The following is a 19,460-nucleotide window of genomic DNA, read 5'->3' as shown; positions in this document are numbered from 1 at the left end:
ATCAGACGGCACTCGGAACGATCACGGGCTTGATGCAGCCATCGAGCTTCGACGAGAAGATGTGGTACCCCTCGGCTATGTGCTCGAGCGGGATGCGATGGGTCACGATGTCACTCGGTTTCAGGTAGCCGTTGCGGATGTGCTCCAGCAGTCGCGGCCACTGGCGCTTCACGGGAGCCTGGTTGGTGTTCAGCGTCAGGCCCTTGTTCATCGCGTCTCCGAACTTGACGGCGCTGAACATCGGTCCGTAGGCGCCCATCACCGAGATGGTTCCGCCCTTCCGCGCCGAGTCGATAGCCCAGTTCAGTGCGATGGGCGATCCGCCCTGCAGCTTGAACTTCGAGGTGGTGACGTGCTGGATGAAGTTGCCATCGGCCTCGGCTCCCACGGCGTCGATCACGACGTCGGCACCGAGATAGTCGGTCGCCTTCTTCATCTCCACCACGATGTCGTCGTACTCTCCGAAGTTGTAGGTCTCGGCGTGCGCGAAGGTGCGGGCCTTCTCGAGGCGATATTCGAGATGGTCGACGACGATCACGCGCCCGGCACCCATGAGCCACGCGGACTTGGCGGCGTACAGGCCTACGGGCCCGGCGCCGAAAACGATGACTGTGTCGCCTTCGACGATGTCGCCCAGTTGCGCACCGAAGTAGCCCGTCGAGAGCGCGTCAGTCATCATCAGGGCGTCTTCGTCGTCGAGCCACTCGGGAATGACAGATGGTCCGACATCGGCGAACGGAACGCGCACGAACTGCGACTGGCCGCCGTCGTACCCGCCCGTCGTGTGCGAGTAGCCGTAGATGCCACCCACCGCCGTGGCGTTGGGATTGACGTTGTGGCAGTTCGAGTAGAGGCCGCGAGCGCAGAAGAAACACGACCCGCAGTACACGTTGAACGGAACCATCACGCGGTCACCCGGCTCGAGGTTCTGAACAGAAGAGCCGACCTGCTCGACGACCCCGACGAACTCATGGCCGAAGGTCGTGCCGACCCGGGTATCCGGCATCATGCCGTGATAGAGATGCAGGTCGGAACCGCAGATAGCAGCGAGGGTCACCCGCACGATCGCGTCGTTCGGATGCTCTATTCGGGGAAATGCTTTTTCTTCGACGCGGACCTTGTACGGCCCGCGGTAGACCATTGAGCGCATGCTCGCCTCCAGATTCCGGCTGTAGAGGCAGGCTAATTCGCTCGCAGATTCCTGCGACCGGGACTTGACGCACCGTTCGGTCAGCGGCAAAGATGCGGCCCGGCGAGCTCAGCGCGCCGAGCGGTCGGCGACCGCGGTCGCCAATTCCTTTTCGATGATCGCGAGCGTGTCGAGCCCGGCCAGTTCGTGGGCGAAGCGCTGCGCCCGGGCACGGTAGCGCTCGTCGGCCAGCACGGCCCGCACGGCCGAACCCACGGCATCCGCAGATGGGGTGCCCGTACGCAGATCGACACCCGCGCCCGACCAGCTGACGCGCGCCGCGACCTCGGGCTTGTCTTCGGTGCTCCCCGCGACCACCAGGGGCGAGCCGGCCGCCAGCGCGGCCTGCACTTCGCCGAATTCGCCGTTCGTCACGACGACGTCGGTGAGGGGCAGCAGCCTGCCGGTGGGCAGATCTTCAGCGACGCGCACATTCGGGGCGACCGCGCCGAGACTCTCGACCGGGCGGCCCCCGGTCGACACCACGACGAGCACGTCGTCGTTCGCCAGTGCTGTGATCGTGGGCCTGACGAGCCGGTCGAAGTCGTGATTGTCGATCGTTCCCTGGGTCACGTACACGACGCGACGCGAACCATCGAGTTCGTTCCACCACGAAGGGAGATCGCCGCCGCCTTCGGTGGGCAAGGAGCCGATGAAACGCACATTCGGCGAGAGGTCGGTGCGCGGATACTCGAGCGTGGCCGGGCCGAGTTGGAGAAAGCGGTCGAAGGCGGCCGAGATGTCCATCACGAACAGAGACGACCTGCGCGCCCCGATCTCGGCGAACGCCTCCTGCGCGGCGCGTTGGGTGTCGCGAAAGAACACCGTGCGCGCGAGAGCGTTGAGCGTGCGGTTGCGAAGGCGGCCCAGCGTGCTCGACGAGGGCGCCATGGCGAGGCCGACGGGTGCGGTGTCACGGCTGAGCTGCGTGAGCGTGATCACGCCGATCGCCAGGATCGGCGGCCTTGGCGCGTTGGAGAGGAGCGCCGGCGAGATGCCTCCGAAGGCGCCGTCGACCAGCACGGCGTCGATCCGCTCGCGCTGCAGGATGGCGCGGGCCGAGCGGAACTGCGCGGGCATGGTCTTGACGAAGATGTTCTGCACGTCGTACTGCGTCTGGGCCATACCTCGGTAGCGGTCGCGATAAGGCAGGTAGCTCGGAACATCTCGGTCGTCGAAGTCGGCGCGACCCTCGAAGGCGACGAACTCCATACCCGCTCGCTCGATCTCTTGGGCGAACCGCGAGCCGGAGAGCATGATCACCCGATGGCCCCGAGACGCGAGATGGGTGCCGATCGCGATCATGGGCGTGGCATGGTGATGCACCGGCGTACTGCAGATCAGGTAGTTCGCCATGCGCTTGCCCCCGATGTCGCGACCAATGGCTCTGTGCACACTTTAGTGAGGTGAGGTCGCCTCATCACACTGTCGGGCTCAGTTGTGCCGGCGCCTGCGCAGCGAGGTCAGGGCGATGTACGCACTCAGGGCACCGCTGGCGCCCAGGCCGATGCCCATGAGCGGGCCGCTCCAGTGACCGAAGCGCTTGCTGTCGCTCACGGCCAGTTCGCCGATACCCCGGATGAACGCGGCCGCGATCACCCCGGCGACCACACGGTTGCCCACCTTCTCGACGCGCGCCACCAGCGGGTCGAGTTCGGTGGCACGCAGATGCACCTCGATGCCGTTGCGGTCGATCACGTCGAAGACCTTGCGGATCTTGTCGGGCAGTTCGATGCCGAGCTCCGCCGCCTCGAGCCCGGCTGCCGCGAGTCGTTTCGCTATGGCCGCGGGCGAGAACTTCGACAGCGCGAGTTTCGTCGCGTACGGCCTGAGCGCATCCCCCAGGCTGAAAGACGGATCGAGCAGCACGCCCATTCCCTCGACCATCAGCAGCATGCGCAGCAGCATCACGATCGAGGGCTGCAGCTGCAGTCGATTGTGTCGAAGAACGGCGAGCAGCTTGTTGATGAGCGCGGCCATGTCGACCTCGCCGAGGCCCTTGCCCCGGTAGATGTCGATGAAACCCACGAGGTCTGCCCGCAACGACTCCTGATCGATCGATGCCTTCGAACTCGACAGCGCGATGAGCGCCGAGGCCATGCGATCGGGGTCGTGCCTGCTCAGCGCCATGAACAGGTCGGCGAGCTGTCCGCGCAGCGTCTCGTCGATCTGGCCGACCATGCCGAAGTCGATCAGCCCGATGCGGGCGTTCGGCTCGACGAACAGGTTGCCCGGGTGCGGGTCGGCGTGGAACACACCGTCGACGAAGACCATCTGCGCGATGGCGTCAACGGCATTGGTGACGATGGTCGCGCGGTCGATTCCGGCAGCGTCGAGGGCGGCGAGGTCGTCGACTTTGATGCCGGTGATGCGCTCGAGGGTCAGCACCCGGGTGGTGCTCGTATCCCAGAACACGCGGGGAATATGGATCGTCTCGTCGCCGGCGAAGTTGGCGGCGAAGGTCTCTGCGTTGCGGCCCTCGTGCGTGTAGTCGAGCTCCTCGCGCAGCGTTCGGGCGAACTCGTCCGTGATGCCGGTGATGTTGTAGTCGGCGGCGAGCTTCCACTGCCGAGACGCCCGCACGGCGAGCGTGTGCAGAATCTCGAGATCGATGGCGATGTTCGTGGCGATGTCGGGTCGCTGCACCTTGACGACGACCTCGGTTCCGTCGTGCAGCGTGGCCAGATGCGCTTGACCGATCGACGCGCTGGCGAGTGGCTTGAGTTGGAAACTCGCGAACACCTTGTCCGGCTGGTCTCCGAGCTCCTCGACGATGAGGCGCTTGATCACGGCGGCGGGAACGACCGGCGCCCTGTCCTGCAGCTTCGCCAGCTCGGTGAGATAGGCGGGCGGAAGGATGTCGGAGCGCGTCGACAGCACCTGACCGAGCTTCACGAACGTCGGGCCGAGTTCCTCGAGCGCGCGTCTGAGATTCTCAGGATTGCTCGCTCGCGCCTGCTCCTGAGCGGCCGGCTCGAAGCGGTCGAGCCCGGTCGCCCCGATGATGAAGCTGAGCCCGTGCCGACTCAGCACGCTCGCGATCTCCCGGTAGCGTTCGAGCCGCGTTCCGACGGCTGCGGCGATCGGATTAGCCACGAGTAACCCCCTGTGCCTCGGTCATGCGCCCATCCTCCCATGCGCGTCGTGACCAATTCAGGAGGACAGGTCGACCGACGCCACTATCCACACGATGACGCGCTCCTCCTGAAACAGTCGCGCACCACTACTCTCGGAGAAGCCCGGTGCAGGGCATGGAACGACCGGCGCGCAGCCGGGCAAGGGGAACGAACGAGATGACACAACTCTGGACACTTCACGGCGACGGCAAGAACGTCGAAGCGGATGCCGTGGTCAAGCCCGGTGAGCGACTCACCTGGCCCCGCATGATCGGTCTGGGCGGCCAGCACGTGGTGGCCATGTTCGGCGCGACGTTCCTCGTGCCGGTGCTCACCGGATTCCCGCCCGCGACGACTCTGCTCTTCTCCGGTATCGGCACCCTCCTGTTCCTCCTCATCACCAAGAACCGGCTTCCGAGCTATCTCGGTTCGTCGTTCGCCTTCATCGCGCCGATCACCGCCGCCGTCGCCAGCACGGGAATGGGCGGGGCCCTCTTCGGAATCCTCGCGGTCGGCGCCCTGCTCGCCCTCGTCGGCGTGGTCGTTCTGATCACCGGCATCGGCTGGATCAACGCCCTCATGCCGCCCGTCGTCTCGGGCGCCATCGTCGCTCTGATCGGCTTCAACCTGGCCCCCGCGGCCAAGAACAACTTCCAGATCGCGCCGCTGACGGCACTCATCACCCTGGCCGCGGTCATCTTCTCGACCGTGCTGTTCAAGGGCATGCTCGCCCGACTCTCGATCTTCATCGGTGTCGTCGTGGGCTACATCGCCGCGGTCATCGCTGGCGAGGTCGACTTCTCGAAGGTCGCCGACGCCGCCTGGGTCGGACTCCCCCAGTTCTCGCTGCCCGGCAATCCCTTCGCCGATTCCGCCCTCTGGGGCGTGCTCCCCGCCTTCCTGCCCGTCGTCCTGGTGCTGGTCGCTGAGAACGTGGGCCACATCCGCGGCGTCGCCCAGATGACCGAGTCACCCGAGGTGAACAAGCTCACGGGTCGCGCGCTGCTGGCCGACGGCCTCGCCACCGTGCTCGCCGGCTTCGGCGGAGGCTCGGGAACCACGACCTACGGCGAGAACATCGGTGTCATGGCCGCGACGCGCATCTACTCCACCGCCGCGTACTGGATCGCCGGCGCCGTCGCCATTCTGCTCGGGCTCTCGCCCAAGGTCGGCGCCATTATCAACACGATCCCCGCCGGTGTGCTGGGAGGCGTGACCACCGCGCTCTACGGCCTGATCGGCATCATCGGTGTGAAGATCTGGCTCGACAACAAGGTGGACTTCTCGAAGCCCGTCAACCAGTTCACCGCGGCGACCGCGCTGATCATCGGCATCGCGGACTTCACGATGAACGCGGGCTCGGTCACCTTCAACGGAATCGCTCTCGGCACGGTCGCCGCCATCGTCATCTACCACGCGATGACCGCGGTCGCACGTCTCCGCGGCACGGATGGCGGCAGGCGCGACGCCTGACGACCCGACGGCCGGCCGGCTCACGCCGCGCCGATCACACCCAGGGAAGCGGAACGAACTCCACCTCGTCGCCCACCTCCGCGCCGCCGTCCGCGCAGAGCAGCACGCCGGATGCGTCGGCCAGACCGCGCAGCATCGCCGAGCCGGTGAAGCCGCTCGGCTGTGCACGACCGTCGACCAGTCGAAAGGGAACGAGCCGGGTCTCGCCGCGCCCGGCGGCCATCGGCGCGCCGAGCCGGATGCGCGACAGCTCGGGCATGCCTCGGCCCCCGAGTGCGGCCAGCGCCGGTGCCGCGAGCGTGAGCAGGCCCATCATCGCCGCGAGCGGATTGCCGGGCAGCCCGATCAGCAGCCGCCCATCGTCGAGGCGCGCCAGCAGACTCGGCCCGCCCGGCCGCATCGCCACTCCGTCGATCAGGATGCCCGCACCGAGTCGTTCGAGCGCCCCGCGCAGATGATCGGCAGACGAATCGCCCGTACCGCCCGTCGTGATGACGACGTCGCTCGTCGAGGCGCCAGCTAGCAGCGCGCCCACGAGTGCGTCGTGGTCGTCGCCGATTCTCGCCTGAGCGGCGACCTCACCGCCCAGCAGTTCGACGAACGCGGGCAGCTGGGGCCCGAAGCTGTCGCGCACCGTGCCTGGCGCGGGGATGCCGTGGGTCACCACTTCGTCGCCCGTGAACACGAGAGACACCCGCCCCCGCGCCAGCACCTCGACGTCGTCGACGCCGCACGCGGCAGCCACGGCGATGTGCGCAGGATTCAGGCGAACCCCCGCTTCGATACCCACCTCCCCGCGGGCGAACTCCTCGCCCCGCGGCCGGATGTGTTGGCCCGCCCAGGGCGTGACGGTCGACCGAAGCACAGGCGCTCCGGCATCCCCGCCGTCAGCCGCGACCTCTCCGACCTCGCTGCGCAGAACGGCCTCGGCGCCCGAGGGGATGAGCCCACCCGTCACGATCTCTCGCGCCTCGTTCGGCTCGAGAGCAGAAGCATCTCGCGCGGCCCCACGCAGCACCCAGGGACCGGGCCCGCGCACGGCCCAGCCATCCATCGCCGACGACGCGTAGTGCGGAACGTCGCAGAGGGCGAGGACCGGTTCGGCGAGCACGCGCCCGACCGCGTCACGGAGCGCCACCCTGGTCGCGGGCCGCGGGTCTGCGGCACCGAAGGCCGCCTCACGGGCCCGCGCCCACGACATCCGGGGCGCGCCCGACGCAGCGCTCATGCCGTGGGGCGCCGCGCGAGCTGCGAGGCCGCGTCGAACGCGCGCGCGGTGGCCTCGGCCTCATTCGCCCCGTCGAGGGCCGCGGCACGACCCGCCGCGTAGCCCACCAGATAGGTGGTCAGCGGAGCGGCCGGCCGCAGCACGGCGTGTGCGGCGACACCGGCGAGAGCGAGCACCCTATCGATGTCGACGTCGAGTCCGGCGAGGTCGAGCTCGGCAGACAGCGAGGCGGTCCAGCGCTCGAGCACGTCGAGCATCTCCGCCTTCTCTGCGTCAGACCTCGTGGGCTTCGCCGACGCCTCGGGCTGTGCGGTCGTGTCGTCACTCATGATCTACTCCTTGTCGCGAGGTGGGGCGGTGTCTCTGACGTCGGCGAGGCGTCGTCGGGCCGCTCGATTCCGAAGGAGGCGGCGTCGTTCCAGGTGTCGACGTCGCGCGTCGACTCGATCGCGTCGGGCAGTTCGATCAGGTCGAGCGACGAGATGAGCGCCCGCATCGACGCGCCGTCGAGGGTCGAGGATGCGCGCGCGGCGTCGACCGCCCCGGCCAGCGCAGAGCGGCTGTACAGCGCCGCGAGCGGCTGCCGCATTCCCGCGGCGTCGACCACGACGGCGCCGTCGCCGTCGTCGACGCCGTCGCCGCCGCCGAGCAGATGCCCCGCGCCGACGAGCCGCGACACCGCGTCGGCGACCCGCGGCATATCGCAGGCGAACACCAGCACCTGATCGCCGCGCGGATCGTCGAGATGTTCGAGCGCGCGCATTCCTGCCGCGACGGCGGCGGCAGGCCCACCGAACGGCGGATCCTCGCGCGCCATCAGGACCCGAGCATCCGAAGCCGGCGCATCCGGGCCGACGACGACCACGCGGCGCGCCCCGGCCTTGAGAACCGCGTCGACCGTGTTCTGCAGCAGCGTCGAGCCTCGCCACTCCAACCGCGCTTTGGGCACGCCAAAGAGACGGGAGGACTTTCCGCCGGCGAGGACGATCGCGTCGAGCAGCATGCAGCCAGCCTACGACCGGGCATCGACCCGACGATCCTCTGCCAGGCCCCGGCCAGCCCTGTCGGCAGCGGAGAATCGGTGATAAGCCTGACTGTATGGGCAGAATCACCGTACGTCGTCGCGTCACCCGCCTCACGGTCGGGGGCAGCAAGAGGGTGCGTGAAGACGTGCTCGCCGCCGAGGAGCCACTCGAGATCAGGGTGGGCGGCCAGTCGCTCGCGATCACCATGCGCACCCCGGGCAACGACATCGACCTCGCGGCGGGCTTTCTCGTCTCCGAGGGCGTGATCTCGAGCGGAGAGCACTTCGCCGCCGCCCGCTACTGCGCGGGCACAGACGACGACGGCATGAACACCTACAACGTGCTCGACGTGACGCTCGCGCCGGGCGTCGCTCCTCCGGATCCGAGCCTTCAGCGCAACTTCTTCACCACAAGTTCGTGCGGGCTCTGCGGCAAGGCGTCGATCGACGCCGTGCGCACGACCTCTGCCTACACGAGCGAGTCGGATGCCCTCCGCATCGAGGCATCGCTGCTCACGACGTTCCCCGATCGGCTTCGCGAGCAGCAGGACGTGTTCGACAAGACCGGCGGACTGCACGCCGCAGCGCTCTTCGACGGCACGACCGGCGAGCTGCTCGTGCTGCGCGAAGACGTGGGTCGACACAACGCGGTCGACAAGGTGATCGGCTGGGCGACGCGCGAGAACCTGCTGCCGTTGCGCGGAACCGTGCTCATGGTCTCCGGACGCGCGAGCTTCGAGCTGATGCAGAAGGCCTCCATGGCCGGCATCCCGATGCTCGCCGCGGTCTCGGCGCCGTCGTCGCTCGCCGCGGAACTCGCGAGCGAACTCGGCATCACCCTCGTCGGCTTCCTCCGCGGCGATTCCATGGTCATCTACTCCCGCGCCGAGCGCATCCTCGAATCCGACCTCCCCCCTGTCGAGAACGTCCCCAGTGAAAGCATCGGTGTCGCATGACCACCATCCCGCCCCGCGAAGACGACAGCCAGCTCGAGGTCGGAGAACGCGAGACGTGGGCCGTCGGAGTGCCCGGCATCGTTCACTCGATGGTGCCCGCGATCGAGGGCATGGGCGTGGCCCGCACGGCGAAGCTGATGCTCGGCCTCAACCAGAAAGACGGCTACGACTGCCCGAGTTGCGCCTGGCCAGACCCCGACCGCCGAAAGGCTGCCGAGTTCTGTGAGAACGGCGCCAAGGCGGTCACGTGGGAGGCCACTCCCATCGCGGTTCCGCGCAGCTTCTGGGGGCAGCACTCCATCGACGACCTGCTGACCCGCAGCGAGCACTGGCTCGGAATGCAGGGGCGGCTCGTCGAGCCCGTCTACAAGCCGGCGGGCAAGAACCACTACGAGCCGGTGAGCTGGGAGAAGGCGTTCGCGATCATCGCCGAGCGTCTGAACGAGCTGGACTCCCCCGACGAGGCGGCCTTCTACACGAGCGGCCGCACCGCCAACGAGACGGCCTTCGCCTACCAGCTCTTCGTGCGCGTCTTCGGAACGAACAACCTGCCCGACTGCTCGAACATGTGCCACGAGTCCACCGGTACCGCCATGGGCGAGACCCTCGGCGTGGGCAAGTCGACGATCGCCTACGACGACTTCGAAGACACCGACCTGATCATCGTGATGGGTCAGAACCCGGGCACGAACCACCCGCGCATGCTCACTGCTCTCGAAGACGCCAAGCGCAAGGGCGCCAAGATCGTCGCGATCAATCCGCTGCCCGAGGCGGGACTCATGCGTTACAAGAACCCGCAGCGGCCGCGCGGCATCGTCGGTCACGGCACGAAGATCGCCGACCAGTTCGTGCACATCCGGCTCGGCGGCGACATGGCGCTGATGCAGGCCCTCTCGAAGCGGGTTCTGGATGCCGAACGCAAGGCACCGGGAACGGTGCTGGACCACGAATTCCTGGCGGAGCACTGCTCCGGTCTCGAGGAGTTCATGGCGCACATCGAGAACCTCGACGAGGCCGAGGTCCTCGAGGCGACCGGACTCACGGCATCAGACATCGACGAACTGGCCGAGCGCTACATCAAAGCCGACCGCGTGATCATCACGTGGGCCATGGGCATCACACAGCAGAAGAAGGCCGTAGGCACGATCAAAGAGATCGTGAACCTGTTGCTGCTTCGCGGCAACATGGGCAAGCCGGGTGCGGGGGCGTCGCCCATCCGGGGTCACAGCAACGTGCAGGGTGACCGCACGATGGGCATCTGGGAGAAGATGCCGGATGCGTTCATGAACGCGCTGCAGGCGGAGTTCGGCTTCGACCCGCCCCGCAAGCACGGCCTCGACGCGGTCAATTCCATGAAGGCGATGGCCCGTGGCGACATCAAGGTGTGGTTTGCGATGGGCGGCAACCTCGTGGCCGCCATCTCAGACAGCCAGGTAGCCGAGAAAGCGATGCGGGGTACCCGGCTCACGGTTCAGGTCTCGACCAAGCTCAACCGTTCGCACGCGGTGATCGGCGAGGAGGCTCTCATCCTTCCCACGAAGGGGCGCACCGAGCTCGATCGGCAGGCATCGGGCCTGCAGTTCGTGAGCGTCGAAGACACGGTCTGCGCCGTGCACGCGTCGAACGGCAAGGTCGATCCGATCTCGAACCACGTCTTGTCTGAGATCGCGATCGTGACCCGACTCGCGCGTGCCGTTCTCGGAGAAGACTCGCCCATCGACTGGGCCGGTTTCGAGGCGAACTACGATCTGATCCGCGACCACATCGCCAACGTTGTTCCCGGCTTCGAGAACTTCAACGAGCGCATCCGCAACATCAACGGGTTCGTGCTGCCGAACGGGCCGCGCGACAGCCGCACCTTCGACACGCTCACGGGCAGGGCGATGATCACGGTGAACCATCTCGAACCGGTCGTGCGACCGGAGGGCACTCTGCTGTTGCAGACGCTGCGCGCCCACGACCAGTACAACACCACGATCTACAGCCTCAACGATCGCTACCGCGGCATCAAGAAGGGCCGCAGCGTGGTGTTCGTGAACCCGCTCGACCTCGACGAGCTCGGCCTCGAAGACGGACAGCTCGTCGACGTGTTCAGCGAGTGGAACGACGGCATCGAACGCGTTCTGCGCTCGTATCGGGTCGTGTCGTATCCGAGCGCCAGAGGATGCGCGGCGGCCTACTACCCCGAGGCCAACGTGCTGGTGCCGCTCGACTCGGTGACCGACGAGAGCAACACCCCGGTCTCGAAGGCCGTCGTGGTGCGCCTGGTTGCGGCGGCCCAGCCCGCGCTGGTCGAGTAGCCGCGCACGTCCGCGCTGGTCGAGTAGGCCGTCCACGGCCCCGCTGGTCGAGTAGGCCGTCCACGGCCCCGCTGGTCGAGTAGGCCGTCCACGGCCGTATCGAGACCATCTCACGATGGTCTCGATACGGCCGTGCCTCGCTACTCGACCGGCGCGTATGTCTTACAGGCCGAAGGCCGCGCCCGCCTTGGCGAGCGGCTTGGTTCCGGCCTCGGCCGTGAGGCCGGTCCACTCGTCTTCTCCATCGACGTGGGTGGATGCGACGGCGCCCTTCGCGCGGGCCGCGGCGACGCGCTCGGCGTGGCTGGGCGGGTTGCTCGGAACACCCTCGGGACGCTTCGACTCGTTCTCGGCGCGGAGCGCAGGTACGATCTCCTCGGCGAGGATGTCGATCTGCTCGAGCACCGTCTTCAACGGCAGACCCGCGTGGTCGATCAGGAACAGCTGACGCTGGTAGTCGCCGACGTGGTCACGCATGGTGGCGTAGCGGTCGATGACCTCCTGCGGGGATCCCACCGTGAGCGGGGTCTGGGCGGTGAAGTCCTCCATCGACGGGCCGTGTCCGTAGACGGGCGCGTTGTTGAAGTAGGGGCGGAACTCGTCTTTCGCGGCCTGCGAGTTCTTGCGGGCGAAGAACTGCCCGCCGAGCCCGACGATCGCCTGGTCGGCGCGGCCGTGTCCGTAGCTCTCGTAACGGCTGCGGTAGAGCTTCACCATCTGCTCGGTGTGCTGGATCGGCCAGAAGATGTTGTTGTGGAAGAAGCCATCACCGTAGTAGGCGGCCTGCTCGGCGATCTGGGGGCTGCGAATCGATCCGTGCCAGACGAAGGGCGCCACGCCATCGAGGGGGCGCGGGGTCGCGGTGAATCCCTGCAGAGGGGTGCGGAAGTTTCCGGCCCAGTCCACGACCTCCTCCTCCCAGAGGCGGCGAAGCAGCGCGTAGTTCTCTGTGGCGAGCTCGAGGCCCTTGCGGATGTCCTTGCCGAACCAGGGGTAGACCGGTCCGGTGTTGCCGCGGCCCATCATGAGGTCCATACGGCCGTCGCTGATGACCTGGAGCATCGCGTAGTCTTCGGCGATCTTCACCGGGTCGTTCGTGGTGATGAGCGTGGTGGCCGTGGAGAGCACGATGTTCTCGGTGGTGCCGGCGAGGTAGCCGAGCATCGTCGTGGGAGACGACGTGACGAAGGGCGGATTGTGGTGCTCGCCGGCGGCGAAGACGTCGAGCCCGGCCTGGTCGGCGTGCTCGGCGATGGCGATCATGGCCTTGGTGCGCTCAGTGTCGCTGGGCGTGTGACCGGTGGTCGGGTCCGTCGTGACGTCTCCGACGCTGAAGATTCCGAACTGCATGTTCACTCACTCCTAAACTTTTCTATGCGTTTGCATATATGTGAGTGAGAACGTGGGGTGGGGCGGGGTTATTCCCGCCCCACCTCAGCTACGCCGCGTCGAGGTAGCCGTTCGGGTTGAGCACGTACTTCGTGGCCGCCCCCGCGTCGAACTCCGCGTAACCGCGAGGCGCGTCGTCGAGCGTGATCGCCTTGGCGTTGACGTTCTTGGCGATGTGCACGCGGTCGTGCAGGATCGCCTGCATGAGCCCGTAGTTGTACTTCATCACCGGGCACTGTCCTGTGGTGAACGACAACGACTTGGCCCATCCGGTGCCGAGGCTCAGGCTGAGCGAGCCCTTCTGCGCCGCCTCGTCGACCCCGCCCGGGTCACCCGTGACGTAGAGCCCCGGAATACCCAGCGCACCTCCGGCCGCGGTCACATCCATCAGCGAGTTCAGCACCGTCGCGGGAGCCTCACCGCCGCCGTGCCCTCTGGCCTCGAAGCCGACGGCGTCGACGCCGCAGTCGACCTCGGGAACGCCGAGGATCTGCTCGATCTGGTCGACGAGCTCGCCGGCACCCAGGTTGACCGTCTCGCATCCGAAGCTGCGCGCCTGCGCCAGGCGATCGTCGTTGAAGTCGCCCACGATCACCGCCGCCGCTCCGAGAAGCAGCGCGCTCGTCGCCGCCGCGAGGCCCACGGGTCCGGCACCGGCGACATACACGGTCGAGCCCACTCCGACGCCGGCCGTGACCGCGCCATGGAATCCGGTCGGGAAGATGTCGGACAGCATCGTCAGATCCATGATCTTCTCGAGGGCCTGGTCGCGATCGGGGAACTTCAGCAGGTTCCAGTCGGCGTACGGAACGAGGACGAACTCGGCCTGGCCGCCGACCCATCCGCCCATGTCGACGTAGCCGTAGGCACTGCCCGGTCGGTCGGGGTTCACATTGAGGCAGATGCCCGTCTTGCGCTCCTTGCAGTTGCGGCAGCGACCGCAGGCGATGTTGAAGGGGACGCTCACGATGTCGCCGACCTTGATGAACTCGACCCCGGGGCCGACCTCGACGACCTCGCCGGTGATCTCGTGGCCGAGAACGAGATTCACGGGAGCGGTCGTGCGGCCTCGAACCATGTGCTGATCGGAGCCGCAGATGTTGGTGGCGATCGTTCTGATGATCGCCCCGTGAGGCACCTTGCGTCCGACGTTCGCGGGGTTCACCCCGGGGCCGTCCTTCAGTTCGAAGACGGGATAGTCGATGTCGATGACCTCGACTTCGCCCGGTCCTTTGTATGCGACTGCTCTGTTTGATGCCATGCGGATCTCCTTTGATCGTGTGCCCCGAAACGAGGGACATCGCTAGGGTGAGTCTATGTCGCACACATGGAATTCAGCAGGAAACTCCTCGATTCGGATCCTCCTCATTCGGCACGCCGAGTCCACTGCGAACGAGTCGGGCATCCTGTCGACGACGCAGCCCGGCCCCGACCTCACCGCCCGCGGCCGCGAGCAGGCCGAAGCGCTGCCCGACGCCCTGCGCGACGTGCGTCTCGACGGCCTGTACGCATCCACCCTGCGTCGAACCCAACTCACGGCGGAGCCCCTCTCGCGCGCGACGGGCCTGCCCGTCTCGGTGATCGAGGGCATCCACGAGATCGAAGCGGGCGACCTCGAAGACCGCGCCGACCTCGAGGCGATGTCTGCTTACGCGCAGCCGTTCCGGGTCTGGGCGCAGGGCGACTTCACGGCGGCCGTTCCCGGCGGCTTCAGCGGCGACCACTTCTTCGAGCGCTTCGACCGTGGCATCGCCGAGATCTGGCAGGCGCACCAGACCCCGTCGAGCGATCGGCCGGATGGCGACACGGTCGCGATCGTCGACCACGACGCCGCCATCCGCGTGTGGGTGGCCGGCCGGGCCGACAACCTCGGGCCGGACTTCACCTCGACGCACGGCCTGGAGAATACGGGCATCGTGGTACTGACCGGCAGCCCCGCCGCCGGATGGCACGTCGAGACCTGGCAGGGCGAGCCGGTCGCGTAGCCCCGGTCAGTAGCCCAGGCCGGCCAGGGTAGCCTCGGCCGCGCGGGAGATCAGAGCGTTGTCGTAGTCGGCGTCTTCGGTGGGTCGGTTCGACATCACCACGAGCACGATCGGCGAACCGCTCGGAGGCCACAGGACCGCGATGTCGTTGCGCGTACCGTACGCCCCGGCACCCGACTTGTCGGCGACCGCCCACCCGGCGTCGAGACCCGCGGTGATCAACTCGGCACCGGTGGCATTGCCGGTCATCCAATCGATGAGCTGCGCCTGCTGGGCCGCACCCAACGCATCGGTGGTGAGCAGCGTCGCGAGATCGAGCGCGAACGCGCGCGGGGTGGTCGTGTCCCGCAGATCTCCCGGAATGGCGCTGTTGAGCTCCGTCTCGACGCGGTCGGAGCTGGTGGTGGTATCGCCGAGCTCGCGCAGAGCCTGGGTGAACCCCTCCGGCCCGCCCAGACGCTCGAGCATGATGTTGCCCGCGGTGTTATCGCTGAACCGCACGGCGGCCTCGGCCACCGCGCGCAGCGTCATGCCGTCGGCGACGTTCTCTTCGGTGACAGGAGAATTGGGCAGCAGCTCGCTCGAGTCATAGCTGACGATCTCGTCGAGCTCGTCGTCGGGCACCGTCTTCAGCAGGATGCCGGCCGCGAGCGCCTTGAATGTCGACGCATACGCGAACCTCTCGTCGGCCCGGTACGCGACCTCGGCTCGGGTCTGCGGGTCGAGTGCGTAGACGCCGATGCGGGCATCGAACTCCTGCTCGAGCTGCGCGAAAGCGGGGGCAGGGTCACTCGGAACCGTCGGAGTCGGGGAGGCCGCGGGCGCCGACGTCGTCTGCGGGGCGGCCGGAACCTGCGGCGCCGCACACCCGCCCAGAAGAACGAGAACGGCCGCCCCAGCCGCGACGACAAGGCCACCCGATCGGATGCGACGCGCAAGGCGAGAGCTCATTCTCATTCGTCGAGTGTGCCAGCCCTGCCGCGAGCTGTCACATGGGGCTTGCGCCCGGCACCTACCGAGGCGTCAGCCTGAACACCGGAATGAGGCGCGACCCCGCCTTCACCTGATAGTCGGCGAACCCCGGAGCGGCGGCTACGACCTGAGCCCACGCGGCGTCGCGGTCGTCGCCGCGCAGCTCGCGAGCCGTGACCTCGACCACGCCCTGCGGGGTCTCGATCGTGAGGTCGGGATCGTGGACCAGATTGAAGTACCACGCCGGATTGTCGGGCGCGCCGGCCTTCGAGGCGTAGATGAGCCAGGAGTCCTCGTCGCGGAGTGCCATCGTCGGCACCACTCTCTCCTCGCCGGTACGCGCACCCCGCGTGTGCAGCAAGATCAGCTTGTCGCCGAACCCGGCGGTCTCGACGTGGCCGCCGTTGGCGCGGAACTCCTCGATGATCTGGTCGTTGAAGCTGCTCATGCTCCTATTCTGCGACAGAGAGCGACGGTGGCAGAAGCACCTCGACGCCGTTCTCGCGAAGCGCCTCGCCGAGCCCCGCCGGCGGGGCGGCGTCGGTGACCAGATAGTCGACGCTGGCCAGATCGGCCACCTGCGCGAAGAGTCGACGATCGAACTTGGTGGAGTCGGCGAGGATGGCGACCTTCGTGGCGCGGGAGATCATCTCGCTCATCATGAGGGCCTCGGCCAGATTGCTCGTGGAGAATCCGCTCTCGGCAGACACCGCGCCCACCGAGATGAGGGCGAGATCGCAGTGCAGGTCGAGGTCGTTCCCCGAATCCGAGAACTGGAACCCGATCGGGCCGATCGTGGCCTGCCCGCTCAGCCTCACTGCTCCGCCGAACACATAGAGGTCTCGGCACACCTTGGGAGAGATCTCGGTCGGAATACGCAGATTGTTGGTCGCGATCGTCAGCTCGCGGTGGTCTTCGAGATGCCTCACCACCGAGAGCGTCGTCGTTCCGGCGTTGATCATGACGACCGAGCCGTTCTCGACGAGACCGGCGGCCACGGCTCCGATCTTCTCCTTCGCCGACCGTTGCAGCCGAAGCCGCACATCGAGCTTCTTCTCGGTCGACGGCATCACCGCGATACTCACGGCCCCGCCGTGCGTTCGCACGAGAAATCCGTCGGCGTCGAGCTGATCGAGATCTCTCCGGATCGTATCGGCCGAGACGCCGAATCGGGAGGCCAACGCAGACACCGTGACCTCGCCCACCTCGGTGACGTACGCGGCAAGATCCGCCTTGCGTCCGGCCGGCAGCCGAAGAGGTTGATCGTCGCCGTCTGGGGAATAGGAGGAGTCGGCCACGTCTGATTTGTAGCAGAACACCGCAGAAATCTGCAAGCCGCTGCCCGACGGCGAGACATTTGTGCTTAGCGCTATCAGAATCCCGCACAAGAACGCAATCAAATGCGGTTACTTGCGTTAAACCCAGCAGAGGACTACTGTCACAACGATAAGGCGCACAAAAGCGCACTCAACAGCACGATCCCGCATCTCATAGGAGAGACATGAGCAAAGAAGCTCGTTTTAGAAGAGGCGTCACCACAGCCGTGGCCGCCGCCGCGGCCCTCACCCTCATCACCGGCTGCTCGTCCGGCGCCGGAAGCGACGCCTCCACCTCCGGCGGCGATGTCACCATCGAGCTCGCCCAGTGGTGGGAACCCGAGCTGCCCGACGGCGCGCTGCGCACGCTGATGGACACCTTCGAGTCGGAGAACCCCGGCATCAAGGTCAAGCTCCTCAGCGGCCCCTATGCCTCGACGAAAGAACAGCTCTTCGCCGGTGCGGCGGCGGGCACGATGTCCGACGTCGTCGGCCTCGACGGCGCATGGGTCAGCGACTTCGCCAAGCAGGGCGCACTCGCCGACCTCAGCACCCTGATGAAAGACGCCAAGTACGACGACAGCGAACTCGCCAGCACCATCAAGGTCGACGGCAAGACCCAGATGATCCCGGTGGTCAACTTCGTCTACCCGCTCTTCACGAACGACGATCTGCTGGCGAAGGCCGGCATCACCACGCCACCGTCGACCCGCACCGAATTCGAGACCGCCGCGAAAGCCGTGACGGCGCTCGGCGACAACACGAGCGGATGGGTCTTGCCGCTCTCGAGCGAGGCGCCCAACGGCATCCAGAACGACGTGATGTCGTGGGTCTGGTCGTCGGGCGGAACCATGCTGGACGACGGCAAGCCCGACGTGACCAACAAAGACGTCACCGGAGCCGTGAAGTACATCAAGGATCTGAACGACGCCGGAGTCATCGCACCCGGATCGGCCACGATGAAGGAACAGGACAAGGTCGAGGAGTTCACCAACGGTCGCGTCGGCATGATGATCGACTCCCTGTCGCACATCGACCTGATCCGCACGTCGAACCCCGACCTCAAGTTCAGCATCTCCGCCATTCCCGCGAAAGACGGCTTCACCGGCGAACGCGGCATCCCCTACGCGTCGTGGGGTGTGGGCGTGTCCGCCAGCAGCAAGCACCCGGCGGAGTCGTGGAAGCTCGTGCAGTTCCTCATGAACGAGAAGACGAACTCCGAGCTGTCGACCCTCGCGAACGCCTTCCCCGGCAACACGAAGAGCGTGCCCGACTTCACCTCGAGCGACCCGCTGTTCAAGCAGGCCTTCGACATCTACTCCGAGGGCAAGCCCGCCAACGAGTTCGTCGGACTGCCCGTCGCGGAGCAGCTGATGCGTCTCTTCGACGAGCAGCTGCAGGCGATTCTGCAGGGAGACGAGTCGGTCGACGATGGCCTCAAGAAGGCTCAGGATGCGTGGGTCGGGGAGTTCTAGCCTCCCCGCTCCACAACCACCCGTCGATTGACGGCCGCGCCGCGGACCCTCTCTGAGAGAGACCCCGCGGCGCGGCCACCCCTCACAGAAAGGCTTCTGCAGTGGCCTCGACCAACACCGTCGTCAGACCGGGCAGCACGAAGAGCCGCACCTCCGGGTGGGCCCCCACCGCACGCAAGCTGACCCCCTACGCATTCCTCTCGCCGACCGTCATCGTGATGCTCGTGCTCATGCTCATTCCGGTGATCATGGTCATCGGGTACTCGTTCATGGACAACGTGATCACGAACAAGAACCCGGTGTTCGTCGGTATCGACAACTACGTCGAGGTGCTGAGCGACCCTGTCTTCCGCACCGCGACCGGCAACACCCTCTTCTTCACGCTGGTCAGCGTCGCAGCGCACCTGCTGCTGGGTCTCGGCTTCGCCATGCTGCTGAACTCGCCGCTCGTCGGCAACGTCACGAAGGCGCTCTTCCGAGTCGTCTACATCTTGCCGTGGCTGTTCACGGTGGCCATCATCGCGGTGCTCTGGCGCCTGATGCTGAACCCGAATGGGGTCGTCAACTACATCCTCATCTCGCTCGGCCTGACCGACAAGGGCATCGAGTGGCTGTCGTCTCCCGACACAGCGCTGCTCGCCGTGACGTTCATCAACATCTGGGCCGGCTACTCGTTCTACATGGTCACTCTGCTGGCCGGTCTGCAGGGCGTGCCCGCCGATCTGTACGAGGCGGCCCGGGTCGACGGCGCATCCGCATTTCAGCGTTTCTGGAACGTGACCCTGCCGCAGCTCAAACCGATCATCATCAGCATGAGCGTGCTCGACATCATCTGGACCTCGCAGCAGTTCGCCCTCATCTGGATGACCACCGGCGGAGGCCCCGTGAACGTCACGGAGATGCTCAGCACCTACACCTACAAGCTCGCCTTCAGCCGCTACGAGTTCTCCGTCGCCTCCGCGAGCGCCGTGCTCATCCTTCTCCTCACCATGGTGCTCGCGTTCTTCTACGTGCGTCACCAGAAAGCGCGTGACTGA

17 protein-coding genes are annotated in these 19,460 nt (G+C 66.7%); 6 read left to right on the top strand and 11 right to left on the bottom strand.

All coding sequences use genetic code 11. The annotated features are described in order from the left end of the window. Position 1 precedes the first annotated feature (1 nt). The 3 genes from ASF79_RS11310 to ASF79_RS11300 all read right to left on the bottom strand — a co-directional run bounded on the left by ASF79_RS11310 (position 2) and on the right by ASF79_RS11300 (position 4,285). Complete coding sequence (locus tag ASF79_RS11310) at positions 2-1,150, bottom strand: zinc-dependent alcohol dehydrogenase (protein WP_055855065.1); 1,149 nt, start codon at positions 1,148-1,150, stop codon at positions 2-4. A gap of 108 nt (positions 1,151-1,258) precedes the next feature. Next, a complete protein-coding gene (locus ASF79_RS11305; protein WP_156366235.1) occupies positions 1,259-2,584 on the bottom strand; it encodes a glycosyltransferase in 1,326 nt (441 codons plus the stop codon). 39 nt (positions 2,585-2,623) lie between these two features. Next, positions 2,624-4,285 carry an ABC1 kinase family protein gene (locus ASF79_RS11300; RefSeq protein WP_235480552.1) on the bottom strand — a complete coding sequence of 554 codons (1,662 nt, stop codon included), beginning with the start codon at positions 4,283-4,285 and terminating at the stop codon, positions 2,624-2,626. Positions 4,286-4,482: 197 nt separating this feature from the next. Here ASF79_RS11300 and ASF79_RS11295 point away from each other — a divergent pair, with 197 nt between their 5' ends. Then, on the top strand, positions 4,483-5,778 hold the full coding sequence (locus ASF79_RS11295) for a uracil-xanthine permease family protein (RefSeq protein ID WP_055779189.1): 1,296 nt from the start codon (positions 4,483-4,485) through the stop codon (positions 5,776-5,778). A gap of 34 nt (positions 5,779-5,812) precedes the next feature. Here ASF79_RS11295 and ASF79_RS11290 read toward each other — a convergent pair whose 3' ends face one another. The 3 genes from ASF79_RS11290 to mobA are packed head-to-tail and all read right to left on the bottom strand — an operon-like array spanning position 5,813 to position 8,009. Then, positions 5,813-7,006: a molybdopterin molybdotransferase MoeA gene (locus ASF79_RS11290; protein ID WP_082495855.1), complete on the bottom strand. Its 1,194-nt coding sequence runs from the start codon at positions 7,004-7,006 to the stop codon at positions 5,813-5,815. Continuing rightward, entirely contained in the window at positions 7,003-7,335 is a 333-nt protein-coding gene (locus ASF79_RS11285; protein ID WP_235500744.1) for a DUF6457 domain-containing protein, read from the bottom strand. Before ASF79_RS11285 ends, ASF79_RS11290 begins: the two co-directional genes overlap by 4 nt. Continuing rightward, complete coding sequence (mobA, locus tag ASF79_RS11280) at positions 7,332-8,009, bottom strand: molybdenum cofactor guanylyltransferase (protein ID WP_082495854.1); 678 nt, start codon at positions 8,007-8,009, stop codon at positions 7,332-7,334. Before mobA ends, ASF79_RS11285 begins: the two co-directional genes overlap by 4 nt. 95 nt (positions 8,010-8,104) lie before the next feature. On the opposite strand from mobA, the gene fdhD reads away from it, so the two are divergent. Both fdhD and ASF79_RS11270 read left to right on the top strand, forming a co-directional pair. Then, on the top strand, positions 8,105-8,986 hold the full coding sequence (gene fdhD / locus ASF79_RS11275; RefSeq protein WP_055779198.1) for a formate dehydrogenase accessory sulfurtransferase FdhD: 882 nt from the start codon (positions 8,105-8,107) through the stop codon (positions 8,984-8,986). Further along, the gene (locus ASF79_RS11270; RefSeq protein WP_055855059.1) at positions 8,983-11,286 is read left to right on the top strand and encodes an FdhF/YdeP family oxidoreductase; all 2,304 of its coding nucleotides are present in this window, start codon (positions 8,983-8,985) and stop codon (positions 11,284-11,286) included. Before fdhD ends, ASF79_RS11270 begins: the two co-directional genes overlap by 4 nt. Before the next feature lie 162 nt (positions 11,287-11,448). On the opposite strand, the gene ASF79_RS11265 is transcribed toward ASF79_RS11270, so the two are convergent. After that, a complete protein-coding gene (locus ASF79_RS11265) occupies positions 11,449-12,636 on the bottom strand; it encodes an LLM class flavin-dependent oxidoreductase (RefSeq protein ID WP_055856042.1) in 1,188 nt (395 codons plus the stop codon). Between the two features lie 88 nt (positions 12,637-12,724). Then, a complete protein-coding gene (fdhA, locus tag ASF79_RS11260) occupies positions 12,725-13,936 on the bottom strand; it encodes a formaldehyde dehydrogenase, glutathione-independent (RefSeq protein WP_055779203.1) in 1,212 nt (403 codons plus the stop codon). A gap of 55 nt (positions 13,937-13,991) precedes the next feature. Between fdhA and ASF79_RS11255 the strand changes: the two genes are divergently transcribed. After that, positions 13,992-14,660, top strand: a complete 669-nt coding sequence (locus ASF79_RS11255; protein ID WP_235500743.1) for a histidine phosphatase family protein — start codon at positions 13,992-13,994, stop codon at positions 14,658-14,660. Positions 14,661-14,666: 6 nt separating this feature from the next. Here ASF79_RS11255 and bla read toward each other — a convergent pair whose 3' ends face one another. The 3 genes from bla to ASF79_RS11240 form a co-directional block, all read right to left on the bottom strand. After that, the gene (bla, locus tag ASF79_RS11250; RefSeq protein ID WP_200933572.1) at positions 14,667-15,611 is read right to left on the bottom strand and encodes a class A beta-lactamase; all 945 of its coding nucleotides are present in this window, start codon (positions 15,609-15,611) and stop codon (positions 14,667-14,669) included. Positions 15,612-15,672: 61 nt separating this feature from the next. Next, on the bottom strand, positions 15,673-16,080 hold the full coding sequence (locus ASF79_RS11245) for a nitroreductase/quinone reductase family protein (protein WP_055855055.1): 408 nt from the start codon (positions 16,078-16,080) through the stop codon (positions 15,673-15,675). Between the two features lie 4 nt (positions 16,081-16,084). Continuing rightward, on the bottom strand, positions 16,085-16,930 hold the full coding sequence (locus tag ASF79_RS11240; RefSeq protein WP_055779914.1) for a DeoR/GlpR family DNA-binding transcription regulator: 846 nt from the start codon (positions 16,928-16,930) through the stop codon (positions 16,085-16,087). A gap of 203 nt (positions 16,931-17,133) precedes the next feature. Here ASF79_RS11240 and ASF79_RS11235 point away from each other — a divergent pair, with 203 nt between their 5' ends. Both ASF79_RS11235 and ASF79_RS11230 read left to right on the top strand, forming a co-directional pair. Next, on the top strand, positions 17,134-18,423 hold the full coding sequence (locus tag ASF79_RS11235; protein WP_055779211.1) for an ABC transporter substrate-binding protein: 1,290 nt from the start codon (positions 17,134-17,136) through the stop codon (positions 18,421-18,423). A gap of 101 nt (positions 18,424-18,524) precedes the next feature. After that, entirely contained in the window at positions 18,525-19,460 is a 936-nt protein-coding gene (locus ASF79_RS11230; RefSeq protein ID WP_235480555.1) for a carbohydrate ABC transporter permease, read from the top strand.

Origin of the sequence: Agreia sp. Leaf335, from assembly GCF_001423605.1 — a bacterium.
Taxonomy (GTDB): Bacteria; Actinomycetota; Actinomycetes; order Actinomycetales; family Microbacteriaceae; genus Agreia.
Note: the sequence above shows the minus strand (reverse complement) of the source record. Positions and strands in the feature narration are given on the sequence as shown.